The sequence below is a fragment of the Streptomyces sp. NPDC048142 genome, from assembly GCF_043202835.1.
In the GTDB taxonomy this organism is placed as follows: Bacteria; Actinomycetota; Actinomycetes; order Streptomycetales; family Streptomycetaceae; genus Streptomyces.
Genome location: NZ_JBIDBC010000013.1, coordinates 40,222 through 57,425 on the forward strand (window position 1 = coordinate 40,222; position 17,204 = coordinate 57,425).

At 72.7% G+C, this 17,204-nt stretch carries 13 protein-coding genes; 4 read left to right on the top strand and 9 right to left on the bottom strand.

All coding sequences use genetic code 11. The features are described from left to right. Window positions 1-206 precede the first annotated feature (206 nt). Window positions 207-2,456 carry a pectinesterase family protein gene (locus tag ACGF2Y_RS18455; protein ID WP_392948312.1) on the top strand — a complete coding sequence of 750 codons (2,250 nt, stop codon included), beginning with the start codon at window positions 207-209 and terminating at the stop codon, window positions 2,454-2,456. 141 nt (window positions 2,457-2,597) lie between these two features. Next, complete coding sequence (locus tag ACGF2Y_RS18460; protein ID WP_392948314.1) at window positions 2,598-3,812, top strand: ROK family protein; 1,215 nt, start codon at window positions 2,598-2,600, stop codon at window positions 3,810-3,812. A gap of 281 nt (window positions 3,813-4,093) precedes the next feature. Here the strand turns inward: ACGF2Y_RS18460 and ACGF2Y_RS18465 are convergent, their stop codons facing one another. The 4 genes from ACGF2Y_RS18465 to ACGF2Y_RS18480 form a co-directional block, all read right to left on the bottom strand. Further along, on the bottom strand, window positions 4,094-4,675 hold the full coding sequence (locus ACGF2Y_RS18465) for a DUF4865 family protein (protein WP_392948317.1): 582 nt from the start codon (window positions 4,673-4,675) through the stop codon (window positions 4,094-4,096). A 10-nt stretch (window positions 4,676-4,685) separates the two neighbouring features. After that, window positions 4,686-5,255: a TetR/AcrR family transcriptional regulator gene (locus ACGF2Y_RS18470; RefSeq protein WP_392948319.1), complete on the bottom strand. Its 570-nt coding sequence runs from the start codon at window positions 5,253-5,255 to the stop codon at window positions 4,686-4,688. Between the two features lie 283 nt (window positions 5,256-5,538). Continuing rightward, complete coding sequence (locus ACGF2Y_RS18475; protein ID WP_392948321.1) at window positions 5,539-6,057, bottom strand: ATP-binding protein; 519 nt, start codon at window positions 6,055-6,057, stop codon at window positions 5,539-5,541. Window positions 6,058-6,355: 298 nt separating this feature from the next. Then, a complete protein-coding gene (locus tag ACGF2Y_RS18480; RefSeq protein ID WP_392948636.1) occupies window positions 6,356-6,673 on the bottom strand; it encodes a hypothetical protein in 318 nt (105 codons plus the stop codon). Window positions 6,674-6,907: 234 nt separating this feature from the next. Between ACGF2Y_RS18480 and ACGF2Y_RS18485 the strand changes: the two genes are divergently transcribed. After that, complete coding sequence (locus tag ACGF2Y_RS18485; protein WP_392948323.1) at window positions 6,908-8,041, top strand: PLP-dependent cysteine synthase family protein; 1,134 nt, start codon at window positions 6,908-6,910, stop codon at window positions 8,039-8,041. 19 nt (window positions 8,042-8,060) lie between these two features. Here the strand turns inward: ACGF2Y_RS18485 and ACGF2Y_RS18490 are convergent, their stop codons facing one another. From ACGF2Y_RS18490 to ACGF2Y_RS18505, 4 genes are all read right to left on the bottom strand, one after another. After that, entirely contained in the window at window positions 8,061-8,540 is a 480-nt protein-coding gene (locus ACGF2Y_RS18490) for an SRPBCC family protein (RefSeq protein WP_392948326.1), read from the bottom strand. A 221-nt stretch (window positions 8,541-8,761) separates the two neighbouring features. Continuing rightward, window positions 8,762-10,372, bottom strand: coding sequence for an SDR family oxidoreductase (locus tag ACGF2Y_RS18495; protein WP_392948328.1), 1,611 nt, complete (start codon window positions 10,370-10,372; stop codon window positions 8,762-8,764). 147 nt (window positions 10,373-10,519) lie between these two features. Further along, window positions 10,520-10,966, bottom strand: a complete 447-nt coding sequence (locus ACGF2Y_RS18500) for an SRPBCC family protein (RefSeq protein ID WP_392948331.1) — start codon at window positions 10,964-10,966, stop codon at window positions 10,520-10,522. A gap of 62 nt (window positions 10,967-11,028) precedes the next feature. Continuing rightward, window positions 11,029-11,889: a DeoR/GlpR family DNA-binding transcription regulator gene (locus ACGF2Y_RS18505; RefSeq protein WP_392948333.1), complete on the bottom strand. Its 861-nt coding sequence runs from the start codon at window positions 11,887-11,889 to the stop codon at window positions 11,029-11,031. 261 nt (window positions 11,890-12,150) lie between these two features. On the opposite strand from ACGF2Y_RS18505, the gene ACGF2Y_RS18510 reads away from it, so the two are divergent. Further along, window positions 12,151-14,583 (top strand): hypothetical protein, encoded by a 2,433-nt coding sequence (locus tag ACGF2Y_RS18510; protein ID WP_392948336.1) that lies wholly within the window; start codon window positions 12,151-12,153, stop codon window positions 14,581-14,583. On the opposite strand, the gene ACGF2Y_RS18515 is transcribed toward ACGF2Y_RS18510, so the two are convergent. Further along, entirely contained in the window at window positions 14,550-16,991 is a 2,442-nt protein-coding gene (locus ACGF2Y_RS18515) for a right-handed parallel beta-helix repeat-containing protein (protein WP_392948339.1), read from the bottom strand. The genes ACGF2Y_RS18510 and ACGF2Y_RS18515 overlap by 34 nt on opposite strands. Window positions 16,992-17,204 lie beyond the last annotated feature (213 nt).

Here is a 17,204-nt window from a genome sequence, read left to right on the forward strand (position 1 = left end):
CTCCAGTCGACTCGGAGATCGTCCGGGCCGGGTCGGCGCATGTGGTTGCAGCAAGCGCTTGCCGTACAGCCGAGCAAGGACGGTGCCGCCCGATGCCCACTCCGGCAGCTCGCCGCTCCCTTCGGGCCACCCTTGTGGTACCCCCTGTCGGCTGAGCGCCCCCCGAAGCTGAGCGACCGCATCCTCACATCTGTTGGGAGTCCTTCATGAAACACGTCCCCCTTCCTGGCAAGCGCTTGTGCGCGCGAGCGGTGGCCCCCGTCGCCGCGCTGGCTGCCGTGCTCGCCCTGAGCCCCGTACAGACCGCCGGGGCGGCCGCGCCGGCCGCGGTCACCGCCACCGCCTCCGGAACAGTCGCCGCACCCCATCGGCTGTCCGGCACCGCGCACGGCTTCGCCTCGCTCGCGGGCGGCACCACCGGCGGGGCGGGCGGCAAGGTCGTCACCGTCACCGACCATGCCTCGCTCGCCGCGTACGCGGCGGCGGAAGGCCCCTACATCATCCGGGTCAAGGGCTCCGTCGACGTGGCCCCCTACGGTGCCGAGATCGACGTGACCTCCGACAAGACCATCATCGGTGTGGGCACATCCGGGGAGCTCGTCCACGGCGGACTGAACCTGCGGCCCGGCACGCACAACGTCATCATCCGCAACCTCACCATCCGCGACACGTACGTCGAGGGCGATTGGGACGGCAAGTCCCAGGACTTCGACGCCATCCAGATGGACTCCGTCGACCACGTCTGGATCGATCACAACCACCTCACGCACATGGGTGACGGCTTGATCGACCTGCGCAAGGACAGCCAGTACGTCACCGTCTCGTACAACCGCTTCGACAACCACAACAAGGCGTTCGGCATCGGCTGGACGGAGAACGTCAAGACACAGGTCACCATCGACCACAACTGGTTCAACGGCACCAAGCAGCGCAACCCGTCCGCCGACAACTGCGCCTACGCGCACCTCTACAACAACTACATGTCGGCCCAGGTCCAGGACGGCGACCCGGTCTGGACGTACGGCAACTGGTCGCGCGGCAAGACCAGGATGGTGATCGAGAACGGCTACTACCAAGACGTCCAGTACCCCTTCCAGGCCGATACCTCCGCCGAACTCGTCCAGCGCGGCTCGATCCTGAAGAACACGACCGGACGCCACGACACACGGGGCACCGCCTTCGATCCGCGCGACTTCTACGACTACCGGCTGGACCCGGCCGCCGCCGTCCCGGCGCTGGTACGGAAGTTCTCCGGCCCGCAGCCGGCTCTCGGCACGAACATCGAGCTCGACGTGCCGCGCGACTACCCGACCGTGCAGGCCGCCGTCGACGCCGTACCCACCGGCAACGACGCCACGGTCACGCTGAAGCTGGCTCCGGGCACGTACCGCGAGAAGGTCCGCATTCCCGCGACCAAGCCGCTCCTCGCGCTGCGGGGAACGGGCCGGGACCGCTCGCAGACCAAGATCGTGTACGACACCCCGGCGGAGCAGGGCGGCTCCACCGGCAGCGCCACCGTGCTGATCGCCGCGAACGACGTCACCGCCGGCAATCTCACCTTCGCCAACGACTTCGACGAGGCCGCCCACGAGCTCAAGGGCGAGCAGGCGCTCGCCATGAAGACCACCGGCGACCGCATCGTCTTCGAGAACACCGCCTTCCTGGGCAACCAGGACACCCTCATGACCGACACCCCCAAGCTGAACGTCAACCGCCGCGTCTACATCCGCGACTCCTACATCGAGGGAGACGTCGACTTCATCTACGGGCGCGCCACCACCGTGATCGAGAACTCCGTCATCAAGGCGCTCTACCGTGGCTCCACCACCAACAACGGCTGGATCACCGCGGCTTCCACCTGGAAGGACAACCCGTACGGCTTCCTGATCACCAGGTCCCAGGTCATCAGCGACGCCCCTGCCGGCTCCTTCCACCTGGGCCGCCCCTGGCACCCGGGCGGCGAGCCCAACGCCATCGCGCAGGTGCTGTTCCGCGAGACCGAGCTGCCCGCGGCGATCAAGGCGTCGCCGTGGACGGACGCCGGTCTCGCCGTACCGGATCGGGAGGCGACGCGGGCAGCCGTAGCGGCCGAAGGGACGTGCGGTGGCGCGCCGGCTGGTTTCCCGGTCGCGGCCGGCTGCTCCCGGATGCCGAGCAAGGTCGTCGGTGAGCTGAAAGACCGGCCCGAGCGCTCGGCCGCAGACATCGAGGGCGATGTGGACACCGTCGCCGGCTCGGGCGGCGTGTGCGCCAGGTGCGGCCGAGCAGTCCATCAGGGCACCGGCCCTGGTCATGGTCCTGGCCTTTGTCATGGTCATGGTCGGGCAGTCGGTCACTGTGGCACGGTCCGCACCAGGTCATGGGACGTGTGGACCACGCTCCTCGTCGCAGCCGTCCTCGTCCTGGTCCGTGTTCCCGTCCCCTTTCCGTCCGTAGTTTGTTTAGGCGCGGCATAAAATCGGCACAGGGGCGCTCCGACGGCGGACGCAACACTGCTGCGCACCGGACGTTCAAGGGGTGCGGCCGTGGCCGGAACGGGATCCCCGCACCGGCCCTGGGCGTCCGGGACGCCTCCGGATCATGGGAGACTCGCCCCCATGAACGGCAAGGCGACCACCACCCGGACGAAGTTGGAGAGGGGCCGCAGTGCGCTCGGGCCCGCACTGGAACTGGTCCACACCGGACGCGCCCCCACCCGGGCCGTGCTCACCTCCGAACTCGGCGTCACCCGCGCCACCGCCGGGGCGGTCGCCGCGGAACTGGAGGCGCTCGGGCTGATCCGGGTCGACTCCAGCCCCGGTTCTGCGGCCGGGTCCCAGGGCCGTCCCTCGCACCGGCTGTCCGTCCTGGAGACCGGCCCCGTCGTCCTCGCCGCCCAGGTGCACGCCGACGGCTTCCGGGCCGCGCTCGTCGGGCTCGGCGGCCGGATCGTCGCCACCTCGCCGGGCTGCGTCGCGGTGATGGCCGACCCCGCGCAGGTGCTCGGCGAGGTCGTGGAGGCGGGGGCGGGCCTGTTGCGCGAGAGCGGGCTGCGCTGCGCCGGGGCCGGCCTCGCGGTGCCCTCCGCGGTCGCCGAGCCGGAGGGGACCGCCCTCAACCCGCTGCACATCGCCTGGCCCGCCGGCTCTCCGGTCCGGGACATCTTCGCCGCCTGCGTCCGCGAAGCGGGCATCGCCGGCCCCGCGTTCACCGGGAACGACGTCAACCTCACGGCGCTGGCCGAGCACCGGCACGGCGCGGGGCGCGGCGCCCAGCACCTCCTGTGCGTGGCCACCGGCCACCGGGGCGTCGGCGGGGCACTCGTGCTCGACGGCCGCCTGCACAGCGGCAGTTCTGGCCTCGCGCTGGAGGTGGGCCATCTCACCGTGAACCCCGAGGGGCGGCCCTGCCACTGCGGCGGGCGCGGCTGCCTCGACGTGGAGACCGACCCGCTCGCCTTCCTCGCCACCGCCCGCCGCGAACCGGGCCCCGAGGAGTCCCTCCTCAAGCAGGCCGGAAACCTGCTCCGTGCGGAGTACGGCGACCCCGCCGTGCGTCACGCCGCCGAGGCGCTGATCGACCGCCTGGGCCTGGGGCTCGCCGGGCTGGTCAACATCCTCAACCCCGACCGCATCATCCTCGGCGGGCTCCACCGCGACCTGCTGGAGGCGGACCCGGAACGGCTGCGCGCCGTCGTCGCCGACCGGAGCCTGTGGGGGCGCAGCGGCAGTGTGCCGATCCTGCCGTGCACCTTGGCGTACAACAGCCTGGTGGGCGCAGCCGAACTGGCCTGGCAGCCGGTCCTCGACGACCCCCTCGCCGCCCTGGCATGAAACGTGCGCCGGCTTGAGGCCTGTGCCGGTTTGAATCAGTGCCGGTTCGAAGCGTGCGCTGGTCCGAAGCCGCTCCAGCCCGAAGTCCGCGCTGGCCCCAAGCCCGCGCCGGCTTGAAGCGCGCCCTGGTCCGAAGCCCGCTCCGGCCCGAACCCCCCCGGCCCGAAGTCCGCGCTGGCCCAAAGCCCGCGCCGGCTTGAAGCGTGCCCTGGTCCCAAGCCCGCTCCGACCCGAAGCCCGCGCTGCCCGAAGCCCGATCGGCCCCGCCGTCTACGTCCCGTTCACCACTGCCGCCCCCGCCGCAGCCGGCCGGCCTCCGGTGACGACAGGTGCAGCACCTCGTAGGACTCGCCCGCCGCCCCGGGCTCCGGCCGCTCCCACAGGGTGAAGTGCACCAGCTCCCAGCGGCGCGGATCCACCGCCAGTGCGGTGCTGACCACCCCGGGCAGGGCGGCGGTCCGGCGAGTTTCCGCCAGTGCCGCCCCGACGGCGTCGGCGGGCCGCACCCCGGCGGGCACCGGCCGCCGCAGCCGGACGGCCGCACGGGGGAGGGCGCCGGACGACGGCCCCTCCTCGTAGGCCAGGCCCGTCCAGTGCTGGACCTCGGGCCGGCCGAAGTCGTCGACCAGGCCCTGGAATCCCGCGCCCCACAGGAAGGCGTTCATCCCCTCGGGGGCGTTCCACAGGTAGAACGGGGCGTACTGGTTCACCGGGGAGCCCGCCTCGCGCTCCCGGATCAGATACGCCTTGAGGCCGAGCCCCGGGAAGTCGTCGAGGAGATGGCCCTTGGTCGCGACCCGGGCACGGATGACCCTCATGTCGTAGTCGGCCGGGAGCGTGATCTCGTACTGCATGGCGTGCACGCGGGACTCCTCAGATCTGGGGACCGCGGGCGGCGAGCAGCGTCAGCAGCCCCTCCACCGCGCGGTCGAACGCGGCGGGCGAGCCCGAGGCGCGGGCCAGCACATAGCCGCCCTGCACCGTGGCGACGACGGCCGCCGCGACCGGCCCGGGATCGGTCCCCGGAGTGAACTCGCCCCCGTCCACGCCCTCCTGGACGATCGCTGCGATCCGGCCGTGCAGCCAGTCGAGCGTGTCGTCCAGCGGTGCGCGCAGCTCGTCGTCGGCGATGACGTCCGGGTCCATCGTCAACCGCCCCACCGGGCAGCCGCGCAGCACGTCGCGCTCGCGCAGCAGATACGCCGCGATCCGCTCGTACGCGCTCCCGGGGCCGTCCAGCAGCCGCCCCGCGGTCCGGCGCATCTCCTCGGAGGTACGGGTGATGGCGGCGAGCGCCAGCTCGGGCTTCCCGCTGAAGTGGTGGTACATGCTGCCCTGGCCGGCGCCGGCCCGCTGCTGAATGGCCTTGGGGCTGGTGCCCACATAGCCGCGCTCCCACAGGAGCTCCTGTGTGGCCTCGATCAGCCGGTTCGGGGTACTCATGAACTAAGTGTACATACTAGTAGGTACAGAGGGGAGGAAGGGAGGAGGGGAGGAGGGGAGGAGGGGAGGTGCGCGGGCGACATCGACATCGACATCGACATCGATGAGAACGGGAACGGGGACGGGAACGGGGATGAGTACGGGCGCCGACTGTCCGTGCCGGACGAACAGTTCGGCCGGACCGCGAGCGCCGGCAGGGCGTGACCCCGGCCGTGACGGAACGGAGGACGGCGCAGCGGTACGAAACCGCTCCGCCGCCCTCCCCTCCGGCCCGTCCCGCCGGTCAGCCGACGACAGCCGACCGGGCGGGCAGGGCCACGATGTCGTCGGGGGTGATGGTCACGGCCCCGAACGGCCCGTCGGTCATCGACCCGTACACCGCGAGCGGTGGCAGGGTCGAGGCGCCGGAGGCTGCGGGCAGGGTGAACCAGACGGCCTTCCCGGCCGGGCCGATCGGCCGCACGCCCCAGCTCTCGCTGACGGCGGCGATCAGAGCCAGGCCCCGGCCCGACGTGGCGAACGAGTCCGCCTCGTTCACCGTGGGCAGGCGCGGGTCGTGGTCGTGGACGGAGACCGTCAGGCGGTCGAGCAGCAGCTCGATGTCGACGGTGCATGACTTGTCCGGCTGTGCGTGCCGGTGAACGTTGGTGAGAAGCTCGGTGACGCCCAGGGCCGCCTGGTCGATCAGAGGATCGAGATGCCAGTAGCGCAGTTGCGCCGAGATGATTCTGCGGACCTGACCGATCCGCGACGGCAGGGCCTGGAGCTCCACCGTGCAGTGCCTGCTTGGCTCGCTGATCACGGCTGCGACTCCCCGAAATAGGTCCGGAAGAAGAGAAGAGACGCGAACGGGGCCGGCGGACGACTGACTGCCGAATCCGCTCTGCTCTTGTCGTGTCTGCTCGTGTCGCGCGACCCGGTCCGTGGAGCGGATCGCTCTGTCACCGAGGGTGCACCTTCAGTGACATGGATCCAGCGTGGCTCAGGGGGTACGGCTCCGCAACTCGCGGCGCAGCCCGGCGCCCCCGGGAACCGCCCGCCGTGTTCGTACTGGTCGGATCAGTCCCGGGAACCGCCTGCCGTTGTCCGTACTGGTCGGGTCAGTCCCGGCGGCCGCGCGCACTGCGCAGCGTCTCCAGGAAACGCCGCAGCAAAGCCGCTCCGTCGCGTCTGCGGCTGCGCTGCCCCATCGTCAACCGGTAGCGCACCCCGTTCACTCGGGCGATGACGGAATCCGCCGCGATGAACCACCACTTGCGTGCGCTGACCGTGCCCACCGGGGCGCTGTCGATCTCCCGCCCGTTGCTCGTGAGCAGGGACAGCCGGCCGTCCTTGACGACCACCTGACCAGCCCTGGTCAGCGATCGGGTGAAGCGCTCGATCCTGACCCCCGACGCACTGAACTCGACGTCCGCCATCGCGGATCCGCCCCCCTTCGTCGCCACTCCTGCTGTGCAGTGTGCCCCGGTACGGCCCGGATCGCCAGAGGGCCCGGAGCCCCGGTGGGCGGCCGCCCGCCCCGCCCGTGACAGCCGCCCCCGCGGGCACGGGTCAAAGGCAGCGCTATGGACCATCAAAGTGACCGTTTGCGCAGGTGGGGTGCATATCGTGGAGGTGCGAGCACCGGATCGACGACCAACAGGAGCAGGCCCATGGATACCAGTGAGTACGTACGCGGGCACGGGGCCACGGCGACCGTGGACGTCGACCGCAGCGACCCGGAGTACCGGGCCTGGCTGAAGGAAGCCGTCCGCAAGGTCCAGGCCGACGCGAACCGCTCGGCCGACACCCACCTGCTGCGCTTCCCGCTGCCCGAGGCGTGGGGAATCGACCTCTACCTCAAGGACGAGTCGACGCACCCCACCGGCAGCCTCAAGCACCGCCTCGCCCGCTCGCTCTTCCTGTACGGGCTCTGCAACGGCTGGATCCGTCCGGGCAAGCCGGTCATCGAGGCGTCCAGCGGATCGACCGCCGTGTCGGAGGCGTACTTCGCCAAGCTGATCGGCGTCCCGTTCATCGCCGTGATGCCGCGCACCACCAGCCCGGAGAAGTGCCGCCTCATCGAATTCCACGGCGGCCGGTGCCACTTCGTCGAGGACTCGTGCACCCTGTACGAACAGTCCGCCGCCCTCGCCGCCGAGACCGGCGGGCACTACATGGACCAGTTCACCTACGCGGAGCGCGCCACCGACTGGCGCGGCAACAACAACATCGCGGAGTCGATCTACCAGCAGCTGAGCCTGGAGCGCTACCCGGAGCCCGCCTGGATCGTCGCGACCGCCGGGACCGGCGGCACGTCGGCGACCATCGCCCGCTACGTCCACTACCTCCAGCACGACACCCGTATCTGTGTGCCCGACCCGGAGAACTCCTGTTTCTTCGACGGCTGGACCCGCAACGACCCGCTCGCCACCAGCGACCGCGGCTCGCGCATCGAGGGCATCGGCCGCCCGCGCATGGAGCCCAGCTTCGTGCCCGGCGCCATCGACCGCATGATGAAGGTGCCCGACGCCGCCAGCGTCGCCGCCGTCCGCGCCCTGGAGCGCGCCATCGGCCGCAAGGCCGGCGGGTCCACGGGCACCGGACTGTGGAGCGCGTTCAAGCTGATCGCCGAGATGGTGGAGCGCGGCGAGCAGGGCAGCGTCGTCACGCTGCTGTGCGACCCGGGCGACCGCTACCTCGACAAGTACTACTCCGACTCGTGGCTGGAGGAGCAGGGCCTGGACATCGCCCCGTACACCGCGGCCATCGACGACTTCCTCACCACCGGGACCTGGCCCTGCTGAGCACCGGGCTCCGGCGCGCTCAGCGCGTCGTCGTCGCCAGCCGCGCGTCCAGGCGGCGCACGGCCTGCCGGAAGGACCGGCCCACCCCTGCCCGCGCCAGGCTCAGCACCAGGCGGAACAGCCCCGTACCGTCGGCGGCGAAGGTCCACTGCACCCGGGTCCCGGACTCCTCCGGGGTGAGCCGCCACTCCTCCAACAGGGCCCGCACACCAGGTGCGTTGGACTCGTCGACCCGGTAGGCGTAGCACATGTCCGGTTCGGCGGCCACGACCGTCTCGCGGAACCGGACCCCGCCCCGCAGCCGCACCTCCCGGCCCGCGCCCGCGTCGGTGGGCGTGGCCCGGGTGACGGCGGTGAACCAGGAAGGCCAGGACGCGACATCCTCGGCGAGCGCGCGGTACACCACGTCCACCGGCGCGGACACCTCGGCGGCGAACACCAGACGTATCGGCGCGGAGTCGACGAACTCCCGTCCCACGGTACGCAGTCGGCGTGCCATCGTGTGCACCTCCCGGCGGCCTGCGGCGGTCTGCGGCGTGCTGAGCCGGGCACACCCCAGGGTGTACCCGGCGGATCAGGGCCGGGTCCGCGACGCCTGGCACGGCACCTCGCGGCGTTGCCGAAACGCCCGAATCGCTCCGCGATGAGGACGTTCCAGCGCCTTGCGATGAACCGCACCAGACGCCGCGGCCTCACCGACCCTGATCCGCCGGGCACACCCTAGCGGCCGGGCCGTGAGTTGTCTGTACCACTGTCGGCCATCGGCGCACGGCGCTTCTCCTCGGCGGCGGCCGCTTCGGCGATGTTGCGGGCCATTCCGCCGAACACCACCGAGTGGAAGGGCCACACGCTCCACCAGTACGCGTGACCGGGCAGCCCGCGCGGATGGAACAGGGCACGCTGCCCGTACACCGTCCGGTTCCGCTCGTCGCGGCGCACCGACAGCTCCAGCCAGGCCAGACCCGGCAACCGCATCTCGGCCCGCAGCCGCAGCAGTTCGCCCGGCACGGTCTCCTCCACCCGCCAGAAGTCCAGCGAGTCGCCCACCCGCAGCCGGTGGGCGTCCCGCCGGCCGCGCCGCAGCCCCACCCCGCCGACGAGCCGGTCGAGCCGGCCGCGTACCGCCCAGGCCAGTGGGAAGGAGTACCAGCCGTTCTCCCCGCCGATGCCCTCGATGACCCGCCACAGCGCGTCCGGTCCGACCGGCACGGCCAACTCCCGCTCGTCGCGGTAGAGGCTGCCGCCGGCCCAGTCCGGGTCGGTGGGCAGCGGGTCGCTCGGCGCGCCGGGCACCGAAGCGTTGGACCAGCGGGTGTCGACCCGCGCCTCCTGGATCCGCTTCAGGGCCAGCCGCAGCGCCCGGTCGAAGCCGATGGACCCGCCCGGCGGATCGGGGACGTACTCCTTGATGTCGTGCTCCCGGCAGACCACCTCGTGACGCAGCGACTCCGTGAGCGGCCGGGCGATGGAGCCGGGCACCGGTGTGACCAGACCGACCCAGTGGCTGGAGAGCGCCGGGGTGAGCACCGGCACCGGCAGGATCAGCCGCCGCCGCAGCCCCGCCACCCGGGCGTAGCGCTGCATCATGTCCCGGTACGTCATGACGTCCGGGCCTCCGATGTCGAAGGCCCGGTTCACCTCGTCGGGCAGCGCCGCGCTCCCCACCAGAAAGCGGATCACCTCCCGTACGGCCACCGGCTGGATCCGGGTCCGTACCCAGCTCGGGGTGATCATCAGCGGCAGCCGTTCCGTCAGATAGCGCAGCATCTCGAACGAGGCGGACCCCGAACCGATGACGATCGCCGCGCGCAGCACCGCCGTCGGCACCCCGGAGTCCAGCAGGATGTGCCCCACCTCGGCCCGCGAACGCAGATGCGGCGACAGATCCTTCTCCGGCACGCCTGCCGGGGTCAGCCCGCCCAGATACACGATCCGGCGCACCCCGGCCGCCCGCGCCTGTTCGCCGAAGGTCCGGGCGGCCCTACGGTCGGTCTCCTCGAAGTCCGCACCGGAACCGAGGGCGTGCACCAGGTAGTACGCCACATCGACGCCCCGCATCGCCTCCGCCAGGGACGCGGCGTCGGTGACATCGCCGCGCACCACCTCGACCCGGTCCGCCCACGGGTAGTCGCGCAGCTTCTGCGGCGTTCTGGCCAGGGCGCGCACCCGGTACCCCGAATCGAGCAGGGCGGGCACCAGCCGGCCGCCGATGTAGCCGGTGGCCCCGGTCACCAGACAGCGCGGACGCGAGCCGTCGGGGCGGTGGCCCGGACCGCCGGGAAGCTTCAGGTCGTCGGAGCCGGCGTCAGAGCCGTCGTCAAGATCCGTCACCTGTCCGAGTCTGGCACCGGACGGTCCGCACGACCGGCCGGGGACTCCGTACGGCGGCATCGAAGCCATCGGCAGGGGTCCTTCCGGGGGAACGCGGGCTCCGCGAATGGCCGCGAGCGGGTGTCCGGTCGCGCGGCTACGACGGTCCTACGCGTCGCCGGGGGAGGCGAGCAGGGCGTCCAGGACCCTGCCGAACACCCGACGGCCGGTGGAGGCGAGCAGCGGATCACCCCACCGGGGCACCAGCCGCACCCGCAGTTCCTCGACCCAGACCACATGGGAACCGGAATCCGTGGGCAGCACGTCGATCGAGGCCCGGCCCAGCACCACGGACCCCCGCTTCTCCAGTCGGCAGACCCCGGCCCGGCCCCCGGCGGGCGGCGTCCACCGCACCACTTCCATCGGATCGTCGAACGCCAGCGGGCCCAGCCCCGTACGCGCCACGAAAACCGTCCCGAGCTGCGCGGGAAGCCCGGTCGGGACCGAGATCACGGTCAACGGCACCTGTGCGGCGTGCCGTTCCCAGTCGGTCACCCGACGCCAGGCCTCGGCAGCGGGGAGAGGGGAGAAGCGCTCGATCCGGAAGACGGCCACACCGCGACCCTATGGCGTGTCCGGAGCACCCGCCGAGCCGAACGGAATCCGAAGCGCCCGCGTCAGCCCTCGGTGACGGGCGAGGCGTCGGCGGCCTCGGCGGGAGCGTCGCCCGCCACCAGCAGACCCGGCAGATGCTCCCCGATCTCCGCGCGCGTCGCGGGAGCCAGCCCCGCGTCCGTGACGAACGTGTCGACCTCCTCCAGCGCGGCGAAGGAACTCAGGCCCACCGTGCCCCACTTGGTGTGATCGGCCACGACCACGATCCGGCGCGCCGCCCGGACGAAACGGCGGTTGGTCTCGGCCTCCGCGAGATTGGGCGTCGAGAGCCCGGCCTCCGCCGAGATCCCGTGCACGCCGAGGAACAGCACATCGAAGTGGAGGGAGTCGATGGCCCGGTCCGCGACCGGCCCCACCAGCGAGTCCGACGGCGTGCGCACCCCGCCCGTCAGCACCACCGTCGCCGCCCCCGGCCGCGCCCCGCGCCCCCCGGCCGGACGCTGCGCCTCGTGGAACACATCCGCCACCCGCACCGAGTTGGTCACCACCGTCAGATCCGGCACGTCCAGCAGATGCCGGGCCAGCGCGAACGTCGTCGTCCCGCCCGAGAGCGCGATCGCGCTGCCGGGCACCGCCAACGCCGCAGCCGCCCGCGCGATGTCCTCCTTGGCGCTCAGCTCCAGCGCCGACTTCGCCTCGAACCCGGGCTCGTGCGTACTCGCCTCGACAACCGGAACCGCACCGCCGTGGACCTTCTCGATGACGCCCTGGCGGGCCAGCGCGTCCAGATCCCGGCGGATCGTCATGTCGGAGACATTCAGCTTCCGGGTCAGCTCGTTGACCCGGACCCCGCCACGCCTGCGCACCTCGTCGAGGATCAGCGCACGGCGCTGCTCCGCGAGCAGATTCTGATTCTCGCTCAACGCCGAGTCCGGTCCTTCCCTCTGCCCCACGGTCCGCAGCGGTCTGCGCGACACACTCATCCTGCCACGCAGGCATGTCGGCCGTATCACCTGGGGAGATTCCGTGAGACCACTCACGCACCCGCCCCGCACCCGGAATCCTGGGTCCGGGCTACCGGCGGGTCACCACGTCGCAGCGCACGGCGTCCCGGCCCGCCCCACCCGCTCCTGTGCACGTCTTCGTCGGCCGCGAGGCCGGCGCGCCCGAGAGAGAGTTTCCCCTTGGCTCCTGCCGCCCCGCCCCCGCCTCCCTCCCCGACCCCGCAGCACACCGGGACCGCACTGGAACTGCTCGTCCACGGCGTCGGCGGCGCCACCCCGCAGGAGATGCTGGGCGACCCCCGTACCGTCCGGATCACCGGGGACGCGACCGCCGCCGTGTACCGGCGCACCGAGGACGCCCACGCCGAGAAGCACCCCGAGCGCCACCGGGACGAGCCCGTCGCCGAGGCGTACTGCTGGTCCGGCCTCACCTCCGGCAACAGCTCCCGCGCGCTGTGGCTGCTGCTCCTGCCGTTCATGGTGGTCAACCTCGCCCACTGGATGCGCCCCACCGCCACCGGCCGCACCCGCGCGGTCCGGCTGTACGGCGTCCTGGTGCGGCTCGTCGCGCTCAGCCTCACCGTGCTGCTGACCGCTGCCGCCTGCGAAGTCGCCCTGGACCTGCTGGCCTGGCAGTGCGCGGGCACCGAGGTCTGCGCCGAACGCCGGTCCTGGCTCGGCTTCCTGTCGGCCCATCAGGGCGGCTGGTGGGCCCAGCCCGGCCGCCGCCTCGCCCTGGCGGCCGTCGTGCCCGGGGCCCTGGTGGGGCTCCTGTGGTACCTGTCCAACCGGACCTGGAGCGCGTACGAATCCCAATGCCCCCTGGGCGGAGGGGACATCGACGCGCACGACCCCGACGGGTCGCAGGAGGCCCACGGCCCCGGCGCGCCCGGCCCGGACGCCGACGGGACCGCGCACCCGCCCGCCCCGGTCCGCCCCGCGCTCGGCAGGCCCGGCTTCTGGTACGGCCGCCGGCTCGTCGCCCGGCTCCGCGCCGCCCACACGGCGGCCGGGTTCCTGACCGTCGCCGCGGCCGTCGCCGGAGCCGCCGCACGACATGACCGGAGCGCCGAGGGCCCGGTGCCGCGGTTCATCGGCGCGGCCGTCGAGGGCGGCATCGTCGTGTGCGCGCTCGTCGTCGTCTGGGTCGTCTGCCGCCGGGGCCGCAGCGAACGGACCCGCGACACCCGGCTGGACGCCGCCCTCATCACCTATCTGCCCGGCTCCGCACTCGCCCTGCTCGCCCTCGCCGCCCTGTACGCGTCCTGGTCGCGTCCGGGCTGGCAGTCCTCCGGCAGCCTGCCCGGCGAGGCCACCTTCCGGCTTCTCGCCCTCGGCCAGGGCATCCTCGTCGTCGCCCTCGCCGTGGTCGCCCGGCTCCTCCGCCGACGCACCCCCGAACCCCGCACCATCCTGTACGGACTCGGCGGCCCCGCGGTCGCGATGCTCGCCTGCGCCCTCGGCGGCGTGATGACCGGCGGGGTGGCCCAGCGCGTCGCCGACTGGCTCGACGGGCCCGGCACCCCTGGCATGGGCCACGCCACCGATATCGCCGGGCCGCCGGTCCTGCTCAGCTGGCAGGCCTCCGTCATCCCGGTGCTCCTGCTGCTCCTGCTCGTCCCGGTCCTGGTGCTGATCGTCCGCACCGCGCGCACCGCCCGCCGGCTGGGCCCGGCCATCGAGGCGGAGTACGCCCCCGAACCGCCCGACGAGGGCCGTACCCGCCGCATCGCCCGGATCCGCGCCGCCGCCGCCCTCACCGACTCCGCGCCCTGGATCGTCGGCGCGGTCTCCGCCGCGACCCTGCTGCTCGGGGCGGGCGCGATAGCCGGCTCCTGGCGCAGCGAGGAGGTACCGGGCCGGGCCGCCGACGGGAGCGGGCCGCTCCTCGAATCGTTCGCCGAGGCCGCCCAGTCGACCGGCTCCTGGCTGATCGGCTTCGGCTTCGTCCTGTTCGTCGCCGGCGGCCGCCGCGCCTACAAGGACGCCTCGGCCCGCCGCACCATCGGCATCCTCTGGGACGTCGGCACCTTCTGGCCGCGCGCCGCCCACCCCTTCGCGCCCCCGTGCTACGCCGAGCGCGCCGTCCCCGACCTCGCCTCCCGGATGTCCGCCTGGACGACGACCACACCCCGGGGCCGGCTCGTCATCTCGGGCCACTCACAGGGCAGCGTGCTCGCCGCGTCCGCCGTCTGGCAACTGCCCGACGCGACCCGCCGCCGGGTCGCACTGCTCACCTACGGCTCGCCCCTGGAGCGGCTGTACGGCCGGTGGTTCCCGGCCTACTTCGGCCCCGAGCCGCTGCTCGGACTGCACCGCTCGGTGCACTGCTGGCGCAATCTGTGGCGGGCCACCGACCCGATCGGCGGCCCCGTCCGCATCTGCGCCGACCCCGACCCGGGAGTGGACCGGGGCCCCTTGAAGGACCCCCTGGCGTACGGGCGCACCACCAGGCTCCCCCTGCCCGAACCGATCCTCGGGCACTCCGACTACCAGGCCGACCCGGCCTTCGCCGAGGAGCGCGCCGCCCTCCTCGACGAACTGGGCCCGCTGGTGCCCCGGCAGGCGGAGGCACGGACTCAGAAGGGCAGCTCGGGGAGGTCCTCCGGGTAGAGCAGGGTCAGGTCGTCCGTGCTCGTCTCGGCGAGCTGGGCGACCCGGCCCGCGTGCCGCTCCACCATCGACTCGAAGGTCTGCCGGGCGGTGCGGCCGTTGCCGAAGGCGGGGCCCTTGGGGAGCACGGTGAAGTACTTCAGCAGCGCCTCCCCGGAGCCTTCCGCCAGGCTGTACTCGTGCTCCTCGGCCTGCTGCTCGACGATCCGCAGCAGCTCCTCGGGCAGGTAGTCGCTGAAGGTGATGGTCCGGGAGAACCGCGAGGCCACCCCGGGGTTGACGGTGAGGAACCGCTCCATCTCATGGGTGTAGCCCGCGACGATCACGACCACCGCGTCCCGGTGGTCCTCCATGAGCTTGACCAGGGTGTCGATGGCCTCCCGCCCGAAGTCCCGGCCGGAGTCCTCGGGGGAGAGGGCGTACGCCTCATCGACGAACAGCACCCCGCCGCGCGCCCGGTCGAACGCCTCCTGGGTCCGGATCGCCGTCGAGCCGATGTGCTCGCCGACCAGGTCGACCCGGGACACCTCGACCAGATGGCCGCGCTCCAGCACCCCGAGCGAGGCCAGGATCTCCCCGTACAGCCGGGCGACCGTCGTCTTGCCCGTACCGGGGGAGCCGGTGAAGACGAGATGGCGGCGGACGGACGCGGCCTTGAGCCCGGCCTCCTGACGGCGGCGGCCCACCTCGATCATGTCGGTCAGCGCCCGTACCTCGCGCTTGACGCTGTCCAGGCCCACCAGCGCGTCCAGTTCGCCGAGGACCGCCGAGGAGTCCCGGGCCGGTTCCGCCGGGGGGACCGGCTCCGGAGCGGGCTCGACCGCGCGTTGGCCGGGCAGCGGTCCCAGCAGACCGGGCGCCGACCGGGTTTCCGTCAGCACCGCGGGCGCCGGAGCCGGGCCCGTACGCAGACCGCTCTCGTCGCTCGTGCAGTCCTCGACCACCGGTCCGGTCGCGGAACCGCCGCCCGACAGGCCGACGCCCTCGGGGAACTCGTAACCGCCCCGGGCACACCGCTCGGTACGGCAGCGGGTGAGTGTGGTGCGGCAGCCTTCCATGACATGGAAGCCGTAGCCCTCGCTGCCTGTCACCCGGCAGTTGTCGAAGGTGCCCCGGCCCTCGGCCGAGACGTAGAACCCCGCCTCGGCAGGCGAGGTGACCGTGCAGCGCTCGATCGTGGGGTCCGCGCCCTTGGTGACGATGACCCCGGTCTGCGCCGCGTCGATGGTGCAGTTGTTCAGCGTGCCGCCGCTGCCGTGGTCGCGGAACCAGGCGCCCGTGGACGTCTCCCGGATACGGCAGTCGTCCAGCTGGGCGGTCGCCCCGTCGCTCACGGAGACCGCGGTGTTACGGATCTGGGAGAGGTCGCTGTCCACCACATCGGCGCGCGAACCCCGGTCGAGGACGAAGAGCGCGTCGGGCACGTCGTGCACCCGGCAGGCGTCCAGTATCACCGTCGCGCCGTCGCTGACCCAGACCGCCGGGTAGTCGCCCGTGCTGTCGTGGATCTCGCACTGGTCGGCGTCGACCCGGGTCCCCGGATCCCAGACCGAGAGCCCGTTGCGGCCGAAGCGGCGGACCGTGGAGCGGGTCAGCGTGAGCACCGAACGCGACCGCAGGTCGACGGCGTTCTCCGGGATGTCGTGGATGTCGCAGTCGGCGAGCGTCAGCACCGCGTCGGTGTCCAGCGTGACGCCGTCCGCCGAGGTGCGGTGCACGGTGCACTCCGTCAGCTGGGCCGAGGCGCGGGCGCTGACCTGGATGCCGCTGCCCTTGATCTCGTACACCTCGCAGCCGAACGCCTCCAGGCCGCTGCCCTCGCCGGTGACGCCGATGCCCGCCCCGGACGTGTGGTGGATCCGGCACCGGTCCAGGCGCGGATGCCCGCCGTCGCGGACCGAGACCCCGGACTGGCCGGCGGAGACGATCTCGCACTCCTCGAACACACCGCCCGCACCGTCCAGTACGGCGATGCCGACCCCGGCCGGATTGTCGACCGTGCAGCGTCGCACGGTGGGCCGGGCCGCGCCGCGCACCTCGATGCCCGCGGCGGACCGCGTCACGATCCGCAGGTCCGTCAGCTCTGCCGTACCGTCCTCGACCAGCAGCGCCGGGGCCGCCGAGTCCTGGCCCTCGACATGGAGGTCGTGGATGACCGCGGAGGCGCGCACGGTCAGCGGTACGCCGTCGACCGGCGCGATCCGCACGGAACCGGCCGAGCCCTCCGGGCCGCGCAGCGTCACCGCACGGTGGACGACGAGGTTCTCCCGGTAGGTCCCGGGCGCGACGGTGAGGACGTCGCCGTCGGCTGCCGCCTCCAGGGCCGCGGAGAGGGAGGCGTACTCGCCCGTGCGGCGGCGCCATCGCGATGTGCCGGTGTGCGTCACCTGGACCGTGCCCTGTGCCATGGAGTTGCTCTGCCCCCACCTCGTGCTGTGCGATGCCTCGGGTCCGTCCGCCACCGGGGAGGCGGACGGGGTCGGACCACCGTAGCGCGCGCGAGGGGAGGGAGTTGACGAGTCGGTCCCTCGGTGCGATGTTGCCCCGGGCCGCCCCCGGCCGGGGGCGACCGTGGCCAGCCGCCCGTGCCGGTCCTGCCCCGGTCCGGACCCGCCGCGGCC